The 18,598-nt window shown below is 57.9% G+C and carries 17 protein-coding genes; 14 read left to right on the forward strand and 3 right to left on the reverse strand.

Going from position 1 to position 18,598, the window contains the following annotated elements:
* Positions 1-68: 68 nt before the first annotated feature.
* Entirely contained in the window at positions 69-458 is a 390-nt protein-coding gene (locus tag ACI514_RS11120) for a helix-turn-helix domain-containing protein (RefSeq protein ID WP_160057803.1), read from the reverse strand.
* A 113-nt stretch (positions 459-571) separates the two neighbouring features.
* Here ACI514_RS11120 and namA point away from each other — a divergent pair, with 113 nt between their 5' ends.
* Complete coding sequence (gene namA, locus ACI514_RS11125) at positions 572-1,612, forward strand: NADPH dehydrogenase NamA (RefSeq protein WP_160057802.1); 1,041 nt, start codon at positions 572-574, stop codon at positions 1,610-1,612.
* A gap of 40 nt (positions 1,613-1,652) precedes the next feature.
* Positions 1,653-2,036, forward strand: a complete 384-nt coding sequence (locus ACI514_RS11130) for a nuclear transport factor 2 family protein (RefSeq protein WP_405123805.1) — start codon at positions 1,653-1,655, stop codon at positions 2,034-2,036.
* Positions 2,037-2,159: 123 nt separating this feature from the next.
* Here ACI514_RS11130 and ACI514_RS11135 read toward each other — a convergent pair whose 3' ends face one another.
* A complete protein-coding gene (locus ACI514_RS11135; protein WP_405123806.1) occupies positions 2,160-3,170 on the reverse strand; it encodes an NAD(P)-dependent alcohol dehydrogenase in 1,011 nt (336 codons plus the stop codon).
* Between the two features lie 174 nt (positions 3,171-3,344).
* On the opposite strand from ACI514_RS11135, the gene ACI514_RS11140 reads away from it, so the two are divergent.
* A complete protein-coding gene (locus ACI514_RS11140) occupies positions 3,345-4,289 on the forward strand; it encodes a LysR family transcriptional regulator (RefSeq protein ID WP_405123807.1) in 945 nt (314 codons plus the stop codon).
* On the opposite strand, the gene ACI514_RS11145 is transcribed toward ACI514_RS11140, so the two are convergent.
* Positions 4,277-5,254 (reverse strand): NAD-dependent epimerase, encoded by a 978-nt coding sequence (locus ACI514_RS11145; protein WP_405124215.1) that lies wholly within the window; start codon positions 5,252-5,254, stop codon positions 4,277-4,279. The two genes, ACI514_RS11140 and ACI514_RS11145, sit on opposite strands and share 13 nt — an antisense overlap.
* A gap of 604 nt (positions 5,255-5,858) precedes the next feature.
* Between ACI514_RS11145 and rfaH the strand changes: the two genes are divergently transcribed.
* The 11 genes from rfaH (at position 5,859) to ACI514_RS11200 (ending at position 18,597) form a co-directional block, all read left to right on the forward strand.
* Positions 5,859-6,395 (forward strand): transcription/translation regulatory transformer protein RfaH, encoded by a 537-nt coding sequence (rfaH, locus tag ACI514_RS11150; protein WP_160057798.1) that lies wholly within the window; start codon positions 5,859-5,861, stop codon positions 6,393-6,395.
* A 94-nt stretch (positions 6,396-6,489) separates the two neighbouring features.
* Positions 6,490-7,593, forward strand: a complete 1,104-nt coding sequence (locus ACI514_RS11155) for an outer membrane beta-barrel protein (RefSeq protein ID WP_262415985.1) — start codon at positions 6,490-6,492, stop codon at positions 7,591-7,593.
* A gap of 12 nt (positions 7,594-7,605) precedes the next feature.
* Positions 7,606-8,139, forward strand: a complete 534-nt coding sequence (locus ACI514_RS11160; protein ID WP_095118956.1) for a polysaccharide biosynthesis/export family protein — start codon at positions 7,606-7,608, stop codon at positions 8,137-8,139.
* A gap of 2 nt (positions 8,140-8,141) precedes the next feature.
* Positions 8,142-10,457 carry a GumC family protein gene (locus tag ACI514_RS11165; RefSeq protein ID WP_405123808.1) on the forward strand — a complete coding sequence of 772 codons (2,316 nt, stop codon included), beginning with the start codon at positions 8,142-8,144 and terminating at the stop codon, positions 10,455-10,457.
* Positions 10,458-10,604: 147 nt separating this feature from the next.
* Complete coding sequence (locus ACI514_RS11170; RefSeq protein WP_405123809.1) at positions 10,605-11,996, forward strand: undecaprenyl-phosphate glucose phosphotransferase; 1,392 nt, start codon at positions 10,605-10,607, stop codon at positions 11,994-11,996.
* Positions 11,997-12,067: 71 nt separating this feature from the next.
* A complete protein-coding gene (locus ACI514_RS11175; protein ID WP_405123810.1) occupies positions 12,068-13,408 on the forward strand; it encodes a UDP-glucose dehydrogenase family protein in 1,341 nt (446 codons plus the stop codon).
* Positions 13,409-13,420: 12 nt separating this feature from the next.
* Entirely contained in the window at positions 13,421-14,125 is a 705-nt protein-coding gene (locus ACI514_RS11180; protein ID WP_160057794.1) for a WecB/TagA/CpsF family glycosyltransferase, read from the forward strand.
* Between the two features lie 2 nt (positions 14,126-14,127).
* Positions 14,128-15,207, forward strand: a complete 1,080-nt coding sequence (locus ACI514_RS11185; protein ID WP_405123811.1) for a glycosyltransferase — start codon at positions 14,128-14,130, stop codon at positions 15,205-15,207.
* The gene (locus tag ACI514_RS11190; RefSeq protein ID WP_160057792.1) at positions 15,204-16,316 is read left to right on the forward strand and encodes a glycosyltransferase; all 1,113 of its coding nucleotides are present in this window, start codon (positions 15,204-15,206) and stop codon (positions 16,314-16,316) included. The genes ACI514_RS11185 and ACI514_RS11190 overlap by 4 nt, the downstream gene beginning before the upstream one ends.
* On the forward strand, positions 16,313-17,626 hold the full coding sequence (locus ACI514_RS11195) for an O-antigen ligase family protein (protein WP_405123812.1): 1,314 nt from the start codon (positions 16,313-16,315) through the stop codon (positions 17,624-17,626). Before ACI514_RS11190 ends, ACI514_RS11195 begins: the two co-directional genes overlap by 4 nt.
* Before the next feature lie 17 nt (positions 17,627-17,643).
* Positions 17,644-18,597, forward strand: coding sequence for a glycosyltransferase family A protein (locus tag ACI514_RS11200; RefSeq protein WP_160057790.1), 954 nt, complete (start codon positions 17,644-17,646; stop codon positions 18,595-18,597).
* Position 18,598 lies beyond the last annotated feature (1 nt).

The following is an 18,598-nucleotide window of genomic DNA, read 5'->3' on the forward strand; positions in this document are numbered from 1 at the left end:
CAGCGAACCCAAAGTGGGCACCAAACTTCGAATTGATCACTCCCGCCATCTCTCAACATCGCCATGACTCACGCCAGAGATTGCAGTTTGTCATCACAGACAGCAGAGCGCCTGAGCTCCAGGATCGTGCGTTCATGCACTGCTCCCCACTCTCGCATCGCACTCACCAATGGCGCGAGTGAGTGACCTAACGCTGTAAGCGAATACTCCACTTTGGGTGGCACCTCGCGGTAGATTTCGCGATGAATCACCCCGTCAGTCTCCAGTTCTCTCAGCTGGAGTGTGAGCATTCTCTGCGTGATATCTGGAATTAGCCGACGCAGCTCGTTGAAGCGCTTCGTGCCTGACATCAGGTGAAAAAGTATGAGCGATTTCCATTTTCCACCAATGACATCGACAGTGAACGCCACGGGGCACGCGAAAGCCTCGATTTCGTCTTGAGGGTTACATTTTTTCACTGTTATCACCTAGGTATAAAAAGTGTGCCTACCGCACAAAATTGTGCGTACTTACGTCAATGTGCTGCAAAAGTTAGCATGGATTCCATATTCACCACTATGGAATCGGACAGATGAGTTTGTTGTTATCACCCTATGAAATTAAGGGCCTCACCCTGAAAAACCGGGTCGTCATGTCCCCTATGTGCATGCATATGGCGGCGGATGACGGTTTCGTCACTGACTGGCACCGCGTTCATTACGGCGCTCGTGCTTTGGGTCAGGCGGCGCTGATTTTTCCCGAAACGCTGGCCATTCAGGCTGACGGTCGTATTGGAGCCGGTGACCTTGGCATCTGGAGCGATGAGCACGTTGTCGGCTTGAAGGCGCTAACAGAGTTGCTTCACGGCTTTGGTGCAAAAGCGGGCGCTCAGATCGGCCATGCGGGTCGCAATGCTGACCTGCCCGGTCTGATTCACATCGCGCCGTCGGCGATTCCATTCACGGAAACCAGCCCTGTTCCTCGCGAACTTGCGGCTGACGAGATTCCGGGGCTGGTTAAACTTTTTGGCGATGCCGCACGGCGTGCCAGCGACGCTGGATTCGATGTGCTAGAGATCCATGCCGCGCACGGCTACCTATTGAGTGAGTTCCTCTCCCCGCTGGCCAACAACCGTGATGATGAATATGGCGGTGATGCCAAGCGTCGTTACCGCTTCCTGCGCGAGGTACTGGAAGAGGTCAAAACTCATTGGGGGGATCGCCCTCTATTCGTACGCATCTCGAGTTCTGATTACGCCGAAGGCGGAAACACGCCCGAGTCGTTTCTCGAATACGGTCGCTGGATGAAAGAACAGGGAGTTGACTTGATCGACTGCAGCTCAGGTGGGATCAAGATGGTGAAGGTCGAGACTTACCCAGGTTATCAAGTACCGGCCGCTGAATTACTCCGCAAGGAGTTGCATATTGCGACAGGCGCAGTGGGTGTGATCCAGAGTGGGCGTCAGGCGGAAGAAATCTTGCAGAACGGCCGAGCTGATCTGGTGTTTGTCGGGCGGCAAATGCTCCGAGATCCATTCTGGGTTCGCACCGCTGCAGATGATCTTGGAGAAATCATTGAAATTCCTGCCGCCTACACACGATATGGATCTGTCTGGCTTGATACCAAAGCCTGATGCCTTCGTTGCACTAATCCTATGAAGCAGGAGCAAGCACATGAGCAAACCGACTTACGTGGAAGAATACCAAGCCATTACCGAGGTACTTAACAAGTACATTGAGGGCTGCAAGCAGGCCAAAAGCAGCATCATGAAGCCAGCGTTCAGTGAGCAAGCAACCATGTTCAGCGTCGATGGCGACGGTAAGCTGGCTGGAGGGGCGATTTCAATACTGTTCGAAGGGATCGACAAGGGTTTCCGCCCTTCTCCTGACGCACCGGCAGCTATCGTCCGCGTCGAAGTCGTCGGTACGGCGGCTAGCGCTCGCATTGACGCCAACGACATGTCAGGTATCTCTTTCACTGACTTTTTTCATCTGCTGAAAGTTGATGGAAAGTGGACTGTGATCAGCAAGATTTTTCAAACGCATGCAGCGCCTTGATGACTTGCGCCGTCCGGCGGCTTAGTTTTCCACTCTCCCTGCTTATGCGTTGACATTAGGATCTGCGGGAGAATCAGCTGCGATGGGCGAGAAAAAAGGCGCCAAATTGGCGCCTTTACGTTATTAAGCGACTTTGATCACAACCTTGCCAAATGCTCCCCTCGCGAGATGCTCGTAAGCTTCTCGTGCTTTCTCGAACGGATATACCTGATCGATCACGGGACGGATCTTGTGCTCGTTGAGGAAAGCGTTCATCCGGTCGAATGATGAGCGCGGCGCCACGGCGATTCCGCGAATGGTCGTCTGGCGGAAAATGAGGGGCATCAGATTCAGTTCGACAGTTTGCCCTGTCAGAAAGCCGATCTGTGCAATACGCCCCGATGCTTTGGTTGCTGCGACCGATTGATTGATACCACTGCCACCGGCGACATCGAGTAGCAGATCCACACCCTTGCCGTCGGTTAGCTTGAGCACCTCGTCCGCCCACTTCGGGGTGGTTCGGTAGTTGATGCCAGCCACGGCCCCCAGCCCCGTCACGGTTTGCAGATTCTGGTCGCTGCTCGATGTTGCGATGACCTTTGCGCCAAGTGCAGTAGCAATCTGCACGGCAAATATCGATACCCCTCCAGTGCCTTGAACCAATACGGTTTGACCCGGCTGGATCTGTCCAAAGTCCACCAGCGAATACCAGGCTGTGAGCGCAGCAATAGGCAGTGTTGCCGCCTCCTCGTCGCTCATGTTGTCGGGGGCACCGACGGCGCTGTCTTCATGGATGATCATGTATTCGGCCAGACCGCCTGGCAACGGCGAACCGAAGCAGTAATCGGGTTCGTTCGGCCCTGGCTCACCATCCAGCCAGCGTGAATAAAGGTGGGAGTTGACGCGATCACCGACTTTAAAACGCGTGACGTTGTCACCAATCACGACCACCGTGCCGGCTGCATCGCTTACGGGAATCAGCGGTTTGGGCACCATGTGGGGTTCATAAATGCCGTCGACGATAGCCTTGTCGCGAAAGTTGAGCGAGACAGCACCGACTTTCACCAGTAACTCGCCAGCCTTGGGTTGCGGGGTCGCCACCTCTCCCAATTGCAGGTTGTCGAGTCCGAAATCTTTTAATAACCAGGCTTTCATTGCGAATCTCCAATTACACATCAATGGCCACGAACCAGAGCCGGTTCCGCCTTGGGTGCATTTTTCGCTGTTGATGGCGCGCAATAAATGCGTGAGAAAAGACATGATTGTTCTATTCTTGGATAACAATCATGCTCAACCTCTTGATTCAATCGGGGTTCACGGGAAAGCGTCATGGAATTGCTTCAATCAATGCGCCTGTTCGCCAGGCTTGCCGAACTTGGCAGCTTCACCAAAGCCGCCGAATCGCTAGACATTGGCCGACCTCAGGTCACTCGGTATATCCAGGAACTGGAAACGTCATTGGGCGTGCGGTTGTTCCAGCGCACCACGCGAAAGGTGGCACTCACCGCCGAGGGCGAGAGGTTCTATGAGCGGGTACAGGAAATTCTGGCGGGTATTTCTGCTGCGACCTCAATGTTCGATCGATCCGGAGTCACGCTCACTGGCCGGCTTCGCGTCGATATTCCAAGCGCCTTCGCGCAAATGAAATTCATCAATAGCCTTAAAGAATTCACCGTCTCCTACCCAGGCATCAACATGATTCTGGGCGTGACTGATCGGGCCGTCGACTTGATCGGCGAAGGCGTCGACTGTGCGTTGCGTATCGGCGATCTACCAGATTCGAGCTTGATCGCTCGCCCTGTCGCGATGGCGACGATGGTGACGTGTGCCGCGCCCGAGTATTTGAACGAGCATGGCGAACCCAAGACACTCGACGATCTGGCCTCCCATCGAGGCGTCAACTTCTTGTCCGGTCAGAGCAACAGAACATTGCCCTGGCATTTTTCGCTAAAAGGTCAGGATCGATCCTTTGTGCCTGATGCCGGCATCACCGTCACCGAGTCGAATGCGTACGTCCAGTGTGGCGTGTCGGGCTTCGGAATAATCCAGGCGCCCGGGATCGCCGTGGCCGACCATTTGGAAAGTCGCGGTTTGGTGGAGATTCTAAAGCCCTATCGGCCAGCCCCTTGCCCTGTGTCGTTGGTATACCCGAGCCGGACTCATCTGGCACCGCAGGTTCAAGCTTTTATCGAGTGGCTGCAAGAGCGTTTTCCGCAGCTTGATTCTGACTGGCTGGAACGTGCTATCCACGACCCGATCACTCATACCCGATAATACTCGCGATACCAGCGTACAAACTGCTGCACACCGGCTTCAACCTCCACCTGCGGCGAAAACCCGATCCAGTCTGCCAGCGCCGAAACATCCGCCCAGGTCTTGATGACATCGCCTGCCTGCATCGGCAACAAATTGCGCTGAGCTTTTATGCCCAATGCCGTCTCCAGGCAGTCGACAAAATCCAGCAGCGCTATCGGCCTGCCCCGCCCCAGATTGAAAATCCGGTGGCAACCCTTGGCGTCTTTGTCCGGCATCGGCGGCTTCGGGCACAGGCGGAAGATGCTTTCGACAACGTCATCGACGTAGGTAAAGTCCCGCGCCATCTGGCCCTGGTTGTAGATATCAATCGGCCGCCCCTGCAGGATCGCCTCGGTGAACTTGAACAGCGCCATGTCCGGTCGACCCCATGGCCCATAGACGGTAAAAAACCGCAGCCCGCTGGCCTTGAGGCCGTAGAGATGGCAGTAGCTGTCGGCAAGCAATTCATTGGCGCGTTTGGTGGCGGCATACAGCGAAACCGGATGCTCGACCGCGTCATCGACGCTGTATGGCAGCTTGCTGTTGGCCCCATACACCGAACTGCTCGACGCGTAGATCAGATGCGCGGGTGCATAGTGGCGGCAGGCTTCCAGCACATTGAGAAAGCCCAGCAGATTCGATTGTGCATAAACATCCGGGTTGTCGAGCGAATAACGGACACCCGCTTGAGCGGCCAAATGCACGACTTCGGTGAACCCGTGCTCTTCGAAAAGTGCCATCAAGGCTGGCTTATCAACAATGTCCATGGTCTGGAAACGGAAACCTTTTAGCTCGCTCAACTGCTTGAGGCGCGCCTGTTTGAGTTCCACGCTGTAGTAATCGTTAAGATTGTCGATGCCGATTACTTGATGGCCTTGCAATATCAATCGTCTGACCGTGTGATATCCAATAAAGCCTGCAGCACCTGTAACAAGAACGGACATATTCGCCTCTCCAGCCAAGTCGCCAGGCGATTAGTTATAGCGTTGGTCTACTTGCGCAGTCCAGACTTTATAACTTCCCCCAACGATAGGAATTAACACCCGATCTAAATAGCGAGCGACGACTCTGAAGTGACAGTAAAGTTTCTTGCCTTCCGACAAAAGGCTGACGCCTTAGAAAACAATAACCTGCGTGCGAGTGCCATCATTAGCAGATAAATGGCGTGTTTTTTGACTGGGATCGTTTGACAGACCGCAAAGACTGGCCGATAACTACCAAGGTTCATTTTTACAGGGCGCGAGCAATCTTCTACTCGCGCCCTGTCGTTTCAGAGACAACTACTTAGTTACCTATCGTTAAAGCTGCATGAGCAGACCGTGCGGTAGCTTTGCCTTCTGAAAAGTTAAGCCGCGGCTTATTCCCCATGCGCCGCACAATATAGCGTCACGCCGCAGTTCAACGCACCTTAATGAAACGCTGTGTGATTCAAGTTTGAAACACTTCAGTGTTAATAAAATAAGAATAGATCTTCACCCCTTGCCCTTACTTAGCCCTCGATAGAGCTTCTGCCTGCATAAACTTTCGATCATTACAGAGTTTACCAGCATGCCAGTTATCAGCTCCGAACGTCCCTTTTGGTACCTTTTGCAATGCAAGCCACGTCAGGATGAGCGTGCTCACCTGAACCTGCTCCAACAGGATTACGTGGTATTCCATCCCCAACTACTCAGTGAACGCATCATTCGCGGGAAACGACAGCGAGTGCGCGAATCGCTGTTCCCCGGGTATCTGTTTATCCAACTCAGTCGTAACGACAATTGGGGACCCTTGCGTTCTACACGCGGGGTCAGTCGTATCGTCGAATTCAATCACGGGCCTGCGACGGTGGCAGAGCATGTCATCGAGCACCTGCGTGTGCGCTGTATCGAATCATCCCTGGCGGAGCCGGATCAGGCCCTGAAACCAGGGCAGAACCTGCAGATCGTCAGCGGCCCGCTGGCTCCCTTGGAGGGCGTGTTTCTCGGCTTGCACGGCAACGACCGGGTGATGGTCCTCTTGCAGTTTCTGAATCGCGAACAATCCGTTTGCTTGCCACTCAGCGTGATCGAACGTCAACAACCCAACGTTCAGAACTATCACTAACCCTTTGCCTTATAAGCCTTTGCTCAGGAGCTATAACATGGCTTTGAAGTCACGATGCCCTGTCGCACTGCTGATGGCCTCTCTCTATCCTGGAATGGCCTGGAGTATCGATCCGCAAGCCATTAATGTTTACGGATTCGATTTCACACCATCCTTTTTGTTTTCAGAAAGTTATGACGATAACTTTCGCGAAGTGGAAAACAGTAAACAGTCATCGATGGTCACCAAACTGGCGCCGACCTTCGAGCTCAAGGCCGAAGATCGCAACAGCGCCACTCGACTGATCTGGCAGCCCACGCGTTATATCTATCACGACGATTCCGATGCCTCGAACACCGCCCAGCGCGTGCGTGCCGACAGCATCATGGAGTTCACCGACCGCCATCGTCTCAAACTCGACGCCGAATACCGTAAATGGGAGCGCACCGAGTCGACGGCGGTCGAGGGCATCAACGACAAGCTCAACAATAAACGCGTGGGCGGTCTCTACACCTTCGGCGCTAAAAGTGCCGACAACCAAATCGATGTCGGCGCCAGTTACGCGCAACTTCGCTACGACAATGCCGACGGCATCAACGACGACAAGGAACGCAATACCACCGCCCTCACCAGCACCTGGTACCACCGCATCGGCAGTAACACCCGCGGCCTGCTGGAATATGACCATACCGACTTTGATTACCAACAGGCCAACAGCCCGCGCAGCAGTAAATCCGATGCGGTACTGGCCGGCGCCGTGTGGGACTTCACCGCACGTACGACGGGCAAAGTGCGCCTCGGTTATGAGCGCAAGAACTTCGACAACAGCGAATCCAAAGACCTCAACAACCCGACCTGGCAAGTGGACTTGCAATGGAAACCGCGAACCTATTCGACGTTTACCTTTGTCGCCCGTCAGGCCCTCGCCGAAGGCGACGATGGCGCTGATGCCGTGAAGTCGACGTTCACTCAGGTCGGTTGGCGCCACGGCTGGACCGAACGCATCACCACCGTGGCACAAGCCGGGTTTGGCCGTTATGTCTACGAAGGCCAAAGCCGTACCGACGATCTCCAGGACTACAACCTGGCCGTGGTGTACGCGATGCGCCGCTGGCTGGATATCGAATTGGGCTATCGGTACCGCGACAACGATTCCGATGCCGACGATGAAAGCTTCACCCGCAACGTGTTCCAGATCAGTTTCAACGTCAGCCTTTAAGAGGGTCTCGACATGAACACACGCACACTCGTCTTGCTGTTCGCCCTGTGTTTTGTACCCCATACCTTTGCCGCAGACCCCAGCACCCAATACAAACTGGCCGCTGGCGATGTCTTGCGCATCATCGTCTTCGGTGAGCCGGAATTGAGCCTGAAAAAGATCCGTCTCAGTGATGCCGGCACTTTTTCCTACCCTTTTCTCGGTGAGATCTCCGCCAAGGGGCTGACCCCCGGCCAAGTCGAAAAAATCATCGTCGACGGGCTGAAGCAGGGTTACCTGATCGACCCGAAAGTCAGCCTCAGCCAGATCGAATACCGGTCTTTCTACATCAACGGCGAAGTGAAGAAACCCGGCAGCTACCCGTTCGTGCCCGGTCTGACTCTGGAGAAAGCCATCGCCTTGGGCGGTGGCCTGACCGAGCGGGCCTCGATCAAGCGCGTGACCATTTTGCGCGGCGATGGTGGCGCGACCCTCACCGATGACGTGACGCGCAACACCACGATTGCCCCCGGCGACACCATTTCCATTGCACAAGGCTTTTTCTAATCATGGACAACAGCCCTAGCACCTACGTCGAACGTCCTTTGCAAGCGCATCTGCATCAGCAGTACAGCGAAGACAAGGACACCCTTGACCTGTTAAAGCTCTGGAGAGTGATCTGGCGCGCCAAATGGAGCATCGCCTGGCTGGTGCTGGCGAGCGCTGCGCTGGCCGCGATTGTGGTCTCGAACATCACGCCGCAATACATCGGCAGCACTACCTTGCTGTTCAACGATAAAACCCCGCCGCTGATGTCGTTCCAGCAAGTCAAGGATTCCGGCGGCAACGCCACGGATTACTTGCAGACTCAGCAGGCACTCCTGCAATCGCGCGATCTTGCCGAACGCGCAGTGAAAAAACTCGGCCTGACCACCCACCCGGTCACCGACCCGCGCCAACAAGCAAAGCCCTGGTTCACACCGCGCCAGTGGCTGGCGGATCTCGACCTTGATCAATGGATCCCGGAGCTGAGCCGGGTGATGCCGCTGACCAACAAAGAGCAGCCCACTGAAGAAGATGTTTTCAATCAGGTCACGCAGAACCTCATGCTGCACACCAGCGTCAAGTTCGTCGGCAAGAGCCAGTTGCTCGAAATCGAGGTCGAGTTGCCCGATCCGGTTCTCGCAGCCGCAGCGGCCAATGCGTTGGCCCAAGGCTTCACCGACAGCCAGCTCGACACCAGCGAAAAGTCCTCGCAAACCACCACCGCCTGGATGAACACCCGGCTGGTCAAATTGCGCGACAACCTGCGCGTCGCCGAGAAAAAGCTTCAGGGCTACCGCGAAGAACAAGGTCTGGTGGACGTTGGCGGCGTTGCCACCATCAGTGCCAACGAACTGGAAATGACCGGCAATCGCATGGTCGACGCCCGGCGCAACCGCGCTGAAGCCGAGAGTGAGTACCGCCAGGCGAAGGCTTTGGGCAACGGTGATCTGAGCCGACTGTCCAGCGTGCCTGCGGTGCTGAGCAATCCCTTGGTGCAGAAATTCCAGGCCGACCGCGCTGTGGCGCAAGCCAAGGTGGATGAACTGGCGGGCCGCTATGGGCCAAAACACCCGAGCCTGCTTTCTGCGCAGACCGAATTGCGCACCGCCACCACCAGTCTGCAATTGCAGGTGCAGCAAGTGGTCGCCGGTATTGAGCGGCAATACCAACTCGCTACCGCCAGTGAAGCCTCGCTGCGTCAGTCGTTCAACAGCAACAAGGCGCAAATCCAGGACATTGCGCGCAAAGAGTTCCAGTTGCGTGAGTTCCAGCGTGAGGTCGACAGCTCCCGCGCGCTGTATGAAACATTCGTCACCCGCCTGAAAGAAACCACCGCCACCGCCGACATGGACTCGACCAAGGTGCGCATCGTCGACCCGGCCATTGTCCCGGTTGACGCGAGCAAACCGCGTAAAACCCTGATTGTCGCGATCGTCGGGTTGATCGCTGCGGTGATCGGCGTTGCCTTGGCGCTGCTCTTCGACAGCCTGAGCAATACCTTCAAAACCGATGAGTCGATCGAAAACGCGCTGAACATTCCGTTGCTCAGCGTCGTACCACTGGTGACGAAGAAAACCCGTCGGCAACTGGCGCGCTTGTTCGAAGATAACGACAATCCGCGTTTCTCCGAGACCATTCGCAACCTGCGCACCTGGTTGATGCTGCAAAGCAGCGAAATGCCCTCGCAGGTGGTGCTGGTGACGTCGACGGTTGCCGGTGAAGGTAAAAGCACGATTGCCAACAATCTGGCCAGCTCGCTGACGTCACTCGAACGAGTGCTGTTGATCGATGCCGACATGCGTCAGCCAACCCTGTCGCTGAACTTCGATTTCCCGCCGGACAGCCCGGGACTGGCGAATGTCATTGCCGGCACCGCCCGGCTTGAAGACTGCATTGTCTCGGTGGGCAATCTGGACATGTTGCCGGCAGGCAAAGTCCTGCCGGCACCGCTGGACATGTTCGCCGCCCCGCGCCTGCCGTCGCCGGCCGATTCGCTCAATCCGTTACAGCCACCGCCGCAGGATCTGCTCAGCTCACCGCGCATGGCGCGCATGCTTGAGGCACTGAGGTCGCGTTACCGCCACATCATTATCGATTCACCCCCAGCCGAGATGATCAGCGACGCACTGTTGCTGGCGCGGCATTCGGATGCCGTGATCTATGTGGTCAAGGCCGACAGCACGCCGATCAGCCAGGTGCAGCGCGGCTTGGCCGTGTTGCAGCAGAGCCATGTGCCGGTGTTTGGCACCGTGCTCAATCAGGTCGACCTGCGCAAGGCGCGCAAGTACGGCTATCACCACTCCCGGGCGTTCTATAACTACGATTTCGCGCCCAGGTAACACCAGGCGAATACGCCAACCGCTACGCCCCCTTCTGCCCACGCACAACCCGCTTCACCTCTGCCGAGCTACGGAATAGCCATCGGGCGACACGTCCTGTCCGTTCGATTAGCGCTGATGCATGACTGCTGCCTTGAGGTTAAGCCCATGACGCCGCTCTATACCGCTCACCTGACGCATCGCCGAGGCCTGACCTTCTGGGGCCAGTGGCTGTGTGCGCTATCGCTGACCACCGTGTTGCTGATGTTGCTCGTGCATTGGCGAGTCGGCAGTCTGAACAGCGAATACCGCATCCTGATCATTCTCGCCGTGCTCGGTTCGGTGCCGATTTACAGCGTGATGCAGGTCTACCACAAGCGCCATGGTCTGCTGGTCGGCCTGGGCCGATTGCTCGCGGCGTGGCTGATTCTGCTGGCCGTGTTGGCGGCGATTGCCTTCATCACCCAGACCAGCGCGATCTATTCACGCCAGGTGATCATTGTCTGGGCCGTGTTGGGTTTTGTGGTTCAGGCGGCGAGCTTTCTACCCCTGCATTACTTCGCCCGGCTGCACTCGCGCAAGGTCTGCAAAGAGCGCCGTTCAGTGATCATCGGCACCTGCCCGACGGCTCATGAGCTGGCGAAAAAACTCTCGCGACCGAACCGCGCGCTGGTGCTCGGTTTCATCGCCGCCGCCGACAATAGCGGCCCGGCCCCGAGCATTCTGCCGCTGCTCGGCCACGTTGCCGCGATCCGCGAGATCATCACGCGTCTGGAAGTGCGCCGCGTCTACATCGTCCTGACCATGGCGCATGCCGCGACCATCGAAGCGCTGTACATCGACCTCTTGGACATGAATGTCGACGTGGTGTGGATTCCGGATTTCGGCAGCATGGTCTTGCTCAACCATTCGATCTCGGAAATCGAACGGATGCCGGCGATCTACCTCAATGAAAGCCTGATCAGCTCGCACCCGGCCAGCCTGTTTTGCAAAGACCTGTTCGAGCGCAGTCTGGCGGCGCTGGCAATTGTGCTGCTCAGTCCTTTGCTGCTGGCGGTGGCCGTCGCCGTCAAGCTGACCTCCGCAGGCCCGGTGCTGTTCAAGCAGGCCCGCCACGGTTGCAACGGTGAAGTGATCAAGGTCTGGAAGTTTCGTTCGATGCACGTCCACGATGATCGCGAGGTACGCCAGGCCACCCGCGACGATGACCGCCTCACCCCGATCGGCGGCTTTCTGCGCCGCAGTTCCATCGACGAATTGCCGCAATTATTCAATGTCGTGTCCGGGCAGATGGCCCTCGTCGGCCCGCGCCCGCACGCCGTCACCCACAACATTTATTACACCGGCAAAGTGCGCGCCTACATGGCCCGCCATCGCCTCAAGCCGGGCATCACCGGCCTCGCCCAGATCACCGGTCATCGCGGCGAAACCGAGACCGTGGAAAAGATGCAGCTGCGCGTCGCCCAGGACCTCAACTACATCAACCAATGGTCGCTGTGGCTCGACATCAAAATCCTCATCAAGACGCCCTTCACGCTGTTCTCGAAAAACATCTACTGACCCCTGCCCGAGCGCTTGATCCCCGCCCTGCCCCTGCATTGACAACCTTCACCACGATCCGAGGTTTGACCATGAATGTGAGCGTATTCGGTATTGGTTATGTGGGCCTGGTCCAGGGCGCCGCACTGGCCGAGGTCGGGCACAACGTGCTCTGCGTCGATGTCGACGCGGCCCGGGTCGAGGCGCTGAAACAAGGCACGCTGCCAATCTACGAACCGGGCCTGAAAAGCCTTGTGCGTGACAATTATCAAAGTGGTCGCCTGCGCTTCGGCACCGACCTGGCCGACGCCGTTCAGCATGGCGATGTGCTGTTGATCGCCGTCGGCACACCGCCCGACGAAGACGGTTCGGCCGATCTGCAATACGTGTTGAGCGTGGCGCACACCATCGCGCTGAACATGGATCGGCATCAGATCATCGTCGACAAATCGACAGTACCGGTCGGCACGGGCGATCAGGTACGTGCGTGTATCGAGCAGGTGCTGGCCGACAACGATCGCAGTCACCTGACGTTCGATGTGGTGTCAAACCCGGAATTTCTCAAGGAAGGCTGCGCGGTCGAAGACTGCATGCGCCCGGACCGGATCATCATCGGCACCGACAGCGCGCAGGCCGAAGCGGTCATGCGCGAGCTGTATGAACCGTTCAATCGCAGCCGCGACAAAATCATTGTCATGGACCTTCGCAGCGCTGAGCTGAGCAAGTACGCCGCCAACTGCATGCTGGCGACCAAGATCAGCTTCATGAACGAAATGGCATGCCTCGCCGAAAAGCTCGGCGCCGACATCGAAAAAGTCCGCCACGGCATCGGCGCCGACCCGCGCATCGGTTACCAGTTTATCTACCCGGGCGTGGGCTACGGCGGCTCGTGCTTTCCCAAAGACGTCAAAGCGCTGATCCATGCCGCGACCAGTGTCGATATCGACGCCCGGCTGCTCAAGGCTGTAGAGGCGCGCAACCAGGACCAGAAAGCCAGTCTGTACAGCAAGATTTTCAATCACTTCGACGGCCATCTGCGCGGCAAGACGTTTGCCCTCTGGGGCTTGAGTTTCAAACCCAATACCGACGACATGCGCGAAGCCCCCAGCCGCGTATTGATGGAAGCCTTGTGGCACGCCGGCGCGAGCGTTCAGGCGTTTGATCCGAAAGCCATGGAAGAGGCCCAGCGCCTGTATGGCGCCCGCGATGATCTGACCCTGTCGGGCACCAAGGAAGCGGCGCTGAAAAATGCCGACGCATTGATCATCGTCACCGAGTGGCAAGCGTTCCGCGCGCCGGACTTTGACTTGCTCAGCCAGCAGCTCAAACAACCGTTGATTTTCGACGGACGCAATCTGTTCGATCCGCAGCGTTTGAGCAAACGCGGCTTCACCTACATTTCCGTGGGGCGGCCAACCCCTTCAGTCATTTGAAGGAGCCGCGCCATGTTGCAGCTGGAACTGGTCGGGCATTACTCGGCGAAATTACTGGAGGCCAACCAGGCCTATTCCTTTATCAACTTTGCCTCCATCGGCAGCGTTTTCCAGCAGACTCCGGGCAGCGTCGCCTATTTCTGCGACGGCATGCTGATGTCGACCTTCATGTCGCGGGTGACCGGCAGGGCCATTGGCCGGGTCAGCTTCGACTTCACCTCGATCGCCGATCTTGTCCTCGGCAGCGCCGAGCAACTGGGTAAACGCGTGTACTTCGTCGGTGCCCGGCAAGCCGAGCTGGAGCTGTTTATCGTCAAGATCAGGGCGCTTTATCCGCGGCTGATTATCGCCGGTTACCACAACGGCTATTTCGACGCCGTCGAGGCTGAAGATATTCAAGCGGACATCTGTCGCAGCGCCGCCGACATCCTGATTGTTGGCCTCGGCGCCGGGCTGCAAGAACAGTTCGAACAGGATGCCCTGCGCGCAGGCTTTCGCGGTGTTGCCTTCACCTGTGGCGGGTTCATCCGCCAGGAAGCCCTGGCCACGCGGCAATACTACCCGGCGCTGATCAATCGCCTGCACCTGCGCGCGTTCTATCGAATGTACCGCGAGCCGCACACGATCAAACGCTACCTCGTCGATTACCCCAGCAATTTCTTGCACCTGCTGACGATGCTCGCCCGGCACAAAGTCGCCATCAGCGTGGGGGAATGACCATGCACATCCTGTTTATCCTCAAGGATTTCAAGCTGGGCGGTGGCGTCGAGCGCGTTCAGCAACGGCTGTCCGAGCAGTTTCTCAAGGACGGTCGCCGGGTGAGTTTTTTCGTTATCAACGCAGACGTGCCAGATACGCCCGGTGTGCAGCGCTTCAACGGCGGCGGCAGCGGTCTTGTCGGTTTGCTCAAGTCCATCGTTTTGTTGCGCCGGCTCATACAGCGTGAAGGCGTCACACACCTGATCGCCGCCAAGGAGCAGGCCAATCTCTGCACCTGGTTCGCCACCTGGGGCCGTTTGTGCAAAGTCATCTATTGCCGCCACGCGACCCTCGATTGCAGTGAACAGAATACCGGTCCCGCCAGCCTGCGCTTGCTCTACAGCTTGTACCTGTGTGGCAGCGGCAAGGTCGTCACCGTCTCCAATGCCTTGCGCCAGACGCTTATCGAATTGCTGCCCTGGGGTCAGCAGCGCATCCGTTATTGCCCCAATGCGGTGGTCACCGAGCAACTGTTTCAAGCCTCGCAGGCGCCGCTACCCGCCGGAATGCCCGGTGCTTACTGGCTGGGCCTGGGCCGTTTGGTCGAACCGAAAGGTTTTCAGTTGTTGCTCGATGCTTACGCACTGGCATTGCGCAGCGCTGCGCTGCCGGATCTGCTGATCGTCGGCGATGGCCCATTGCGCGACGCACTGACGGCTCAGGCCAGTCGTCTGGGCATCGCCTCGCGGGTGCATTTCACCGGGTTCCTGAGCAACCCCTATCCGCTGCTCCGGCACGCGCAACTGTTCATTTTGAGCTCCGTGCAAGAAGGCATGCCGACGGTGTTGATCGAGGCGCTGGCACTGGGCACGCCGGTGCTGGCCAGCGACTGCGAGACCGGCCCTAGAGAACTGCTGGACAACGGTCGACTGGGCCAACTGGTGAAGGTCAACGACGTACCGGCGCTGGCCGCCGGCATGCTGCGCAGCCTGACGCCACTCGATGACGTTGCCTTCAGCGAAACCAGACTCACTGACACCCTGCGTCAGTACACCAGCCAGTACGCGGCGCAGGCGTATTACCAGGTATGGAATCAATGAAAAAACTGCTGATCATCCTGCATGACCTCAGCGCCGGCGGGGCTGAAAAAATGATGGCGCGTCTGGCCGGAGCGCTGGTGGACGCAGGCAATGACGTGACCTTGCTGATGCTCACCGGCGGCGGAATTCACGCCGCGCACCTCGATCCGCGAGTGAAAAAGGTTGAGCTGAATAGTCCGCGCAGCGTCCGTGCAGTGCCGGCACTCACGCGTTTTCTGCGGGCAAATCGCTTTGACGCACAACTGGCAGCCCTCACCCACGTCAACGTGGTGGCGATCGCGGCGTCGATTTTGTCCGGCACGCTGGCACGCCTGCACGTCAGCGAGCGCAATGCCTTTTCCCATGACAAGCACGTCAATCCCGACTTCATGGTGCGCGTCGCGTACCTGCTGGCGCCGCTGCTGTATCGGCTGATTCCCAACCCGGTGATCTGTGTTTCGCGGGGTGTCGCCCAGGACCTGGTCGACACCACCGTCGCCCGCCGCCAGGACGTGACCATTGCCGATAACCCGGTGCTCGACAACGACTTTCGCCAGAAAGCCCCGGGGCTGCCCAGCCACCGCTGGCTGCTGGAAAAGTCCGGCCCGGTGATTGTCGCCGTGGGTCGACTGGCGCCGCAAAAAGGCTTCGACACCTTGATCAGCGCGTTCGCCGCATTAGCGGACAGCAATGCCCGCCTGATCATTTTTGGCGAGGGTGCACTCAGGCCCAATCTGCTGGAGCAGGCGCGCGCACTGGGGGTGGCGGAGCGCTTCGATCTGCCGGGCTATGCCAATGCCCCGTTGGCAGAGGTCGCCGCCGCCGATTGCTTCGTGCTGTCGTCGCGCTTCGAGGGCAGTCCGAACGCGTTGGTAGAGGCGTTATCCACGGGCACGCCAGTGGTGGCTACTCGTTGCCCCCATGGCCCGCAAGACATCCTCATTGGTGGTGTGGTCGCGCCACTGGTAGACGTCGACGATCCGCTCGCCCTGGCTCAGGCGATTGCCCTGCAACTGGCTACACCGCGCAATCTGCAACGTGAATTGCGCCTGGAGGCCGCGGCCCGATTCATCAATGCCAGCGCGGTGCAGACCTATCTCAAAGCGTTGATCGGGAGCCCGTCATCATGAGCACATTGGCGATCAGGTATTCAACATTACGCGACGGCTTCACCTTGTTCGGCATCCTGTTCTACATCCAGGTGATTACCTTTGTCCTCGGCCTGGGCGGCGCCGCCAGCTTCGGCGATATCGATAAAGACCTCGAAGGCAACGTGGCCAATCAGATCTGCGGACTGATCACGCTGCTGGTGCCGTTATTCTTCTTCATCCGCAACAAGGTCTTCCTCAGCAAAACCTTCTATCGCAGCAACTTCTTTCTGTTGCTGTTCATGTTTTCTGTCATCGCCTCGATCGGCTGGTCCCACGACCCGATGCTGAGTTTCAAGCGCTTTATCGCGATGCTCAGCATGGTGTTTTTCGCCGGTTTCATTGCCTACAACTATTCGCTGGAAAAAATCACCTTCATGCTCGGCTGCGCCATCGGCGGGGCGGCGTTGATCGGCTTGATCCTCGCGGTTGTCATGCCTGACGTCGCGTTCCTCTCCGGTGGGATTCGCGACGGCGCCTTCAAAGGGATTTTTGCCGAAAAGAATGCCGGTGCGCGGCTCAACGCGATCGCTATTCTGTTGTTGCTACCGATGATTCGCCGACGCAATCACTGGGCGCTGTTCTGTGCATTCTTTTCGCTGGTCGCGATCCTGCTCGCGCAGTCTGCAACCGGGGTAGCGCTGATTGTTTCAGGCGCGATCAGCTACTGGTACTTCCTGACCTTGATCCGTTTGCGCGTCAACCATTCGCCGCTGATGTTCCTCGGCTGCACCCTCCTCTACCTGCTGGTGTGCCTGTTCCTCTACAGCAACTTCGCGGTGCTGCTGGAAATGGCCGGTCGTGACCCGTCACTGACCGATCGTACCTTGATCTGGGAACTGCTCGGGCCGTTTATCGACGGGCAGTTCCTCAAGGGTTACGGCTTCGGTGCCTTCTGGTCCAGCCCCGATGCCGATGGCTTCATTACCCGTTGGGGTTACATCGGTAACGCCCACAGCGGCTACGTTGAAACCCTGCTCAACGGCGGTGTCATCCAACTGACCGCGCTGGCGCTGATGTTTGGCGAAGCCCTGCTCAAGCAGTACCGCGCCGTGACCGCGAATCAAACGGCGCAGTTTCGCGCCAGTGCCCTGGTGATCATCGGCTTGTTCGCCGTCACCAATTATGTGGCGTACGTGATCCCCAACTATCGCTCCGCCGAGTTTCTGGTGTTCTGCACCCTCGCCCTGTCTTTCCGCCATCACCTCGCGACCTACCCCGCAACCTCACCGGCAACACAGCGTCAGCGTTTGTCTAGCAGAGCACTGCCGCGCGATTCAGCCAACGCGTAACCCAAGGAGAACCACCCGTGCCCAATCAAGCCCTCCCTTCCGTGGATTCAGTGTGCGTCGTCATCCCGATGTACAACGGTGCCGACAGCATCGAGCAGACATTGGCGTCGCTGGTCGGGCAAACCCGCCTGCCGGATCACGTCATCGTTATTGACGATGGCTCCACCGATGACGGACCGCAACGGGTCAGAGACTTTGTCGCGCCGTTTCGCCTGACGCTGCTGCAGCAAGCCAACGAAGGCCAGGCCAGCGCGCGTAATCACGGCATGCGGCACTCGCAAGAAACCTTTGTGGCGATGCTTGATGCCGATGACCAGTGGCACCCGCAAAAGCTTGAGCTGCAACTGGCCCTGTACGAAGAACTCAGTCGTCAGGGCCGGCCGGTGGGGTTGATCGACTGCTACGCGCAGGTCAATTACAGCGACGGCCGGCGGCAGCTGGACAACCGCCGCAAAAGCGGCAGGCACTTCTACGACTTCATCCACGCCAACGTCGTCAATGGCGTCTCCACCGCGCTGGTCAGACGCGAGGTGATCATGCAGCTCGGTGGTTTCGATGCCAGCCTGCGTTACTCCGAAGACCGCTACATGTGGACGCGGATCGCCGAACATTGGGAGGTTCACACAGTGCCGCAGGTACTGCTGGAGCGCACGGTCAACGGCGGCAACATGACCGCGCAACCGAAAAAGTACTACCAGAACAAGATCCATTTTATCGAGGTGTACCTCGCCCGCTACGGCGAGATGCTCAGCCAGCAGCAACGGATCAATTTCGTCCTGAGCAACCACACCGATTTTCTCGAAGCGTTTTCCCGACGCGGCGAGCATGACCAAGTGCTCGGCGTGTACCGGCGAATGCTCGAGTGCTCCTGGCAAGCGCTGATCTTCGCCAACGGCAAAGCGACCTTGCGCTATCTCTATGCGCGCGCCAGAACATGGCGCAAGGCAACGGCGTCAACTCCAGCTCATTGAA

The organism is Pseudomonas sp. M20 (assembly GCF_045037865.1).
Lineage (GTDB): Bacteria > Pseudomonadota > Gammaproteobacteria > Pseudomonadales > Pseudomonadaceae > Aquipseudomonas.

Excerpts from the sequence above, each read along its gene's own strand:
- namA (WP_160057802.1), top strand. The coding sequence starts at position 572 with ATGAGTTTGTTGTTATCACCCTATGAAATTAAGGGCCTCACCCTGAAA.
- ACI514_RS11130 (WP_405123805.1), top strand. The coding sequence starts at position 1,653 with ATGAGCAAACCGACTTACGTGGAAGAATACCAAGCCATTACCGAGGTA.
- ACI514_RS11135 (WP_405123806.1), bottom strand. The coding sequence starts at position 3,170 with ATGAAAGCCTGGTTATTAAAAGATTTCGGACTCGACAACCTGCAATTG.
- ACI514_RS11140 (WP_405123807.1), top strand. The coding sequence starts at position 3,345 with ATGGAATTGCTTCAATCAATGCGCCTGTTCGCCAGGCTTGCCGAACTT.
- ACI514_RS11145 (WP_405124215.1), bottom strand. The coding sequence starts at position 5,254 with ATGTCCGTTCTTGTTACAGGTGCTGCAGGCTTTATTGGATATCACACG.
- rfaH (WP_160057798.1), top strand. The coding sequence starts at position 5,859 with ATGCCAGTTATCAGCTCCGAACGTCCCTTTTGGTACCTTTTGCAATGC.
- ACI514_RS11155 (WP_262415985.1), top strand. The coding sequence starts at position 6,490 with ATGGCCTGGAGTATCGATCCGCAAGCCATTAATGTTTACGGATTCGAT.
- ACI514_RS11160 (WP_095118956.1), top strand. The coding sequence starts at position 7,606 with ATGAACACACGCACACTCGTCTTGCTGTTCGCCCTGTGTTTTGTACCC.
- ACI514_RS11165 (WP_405123808.1), top strand. The coding sequence starts at position 8,142 with ATGGACAACAGCCCTAGCACCTACGTCGAACGTCCTTTGCAAGCGCAT.
- ACI514_RS11170 (WP_405123809.1), top strand. The coding sequence starts at position 10,605 with ATGACGCCGCTCTATACCGCTCACCTGACGCATCGCCGAGGCCTGACC.
- ACI514_RS11175 (WP_405123810.1), top strand. The coding sequence starts at position 12,068 with ATGAATGTGAGCGTATTCGGTATTGGTTATGTGGGCCTGGTCCAGGGC.
- ACI514_RS11180 (WP_160057794.1), top strand. The coding sequence starts at position 13,421 with ATGTTGCAGCTGGAACTGGTCGGGCATTACTCGGCGAAATTACTGGAG.
- ACI514_RS11185 (WP_405123811.1), top strand. The coding sequence starts at position 14,128 with ATGCACATCCTGTTTATCCTCAAGGATTTCAAGCTGGGCGGTGGCGTC.
- ACI514_RS11190 (WP_160057792.1), top strand. The coding sequence starts at position 15,204 with ATGAAAAAACTGCTGATCATCCTGCATGACCTCAGCGCCGGCGGGGCT.
- ACI514_RS11195 (WP_405123812.1), top strand. The coding sequence starts at position 16,313 with ATGAGCACATTGGCGATCAGGTATTCAACATTACGCGACGGCTTCACC.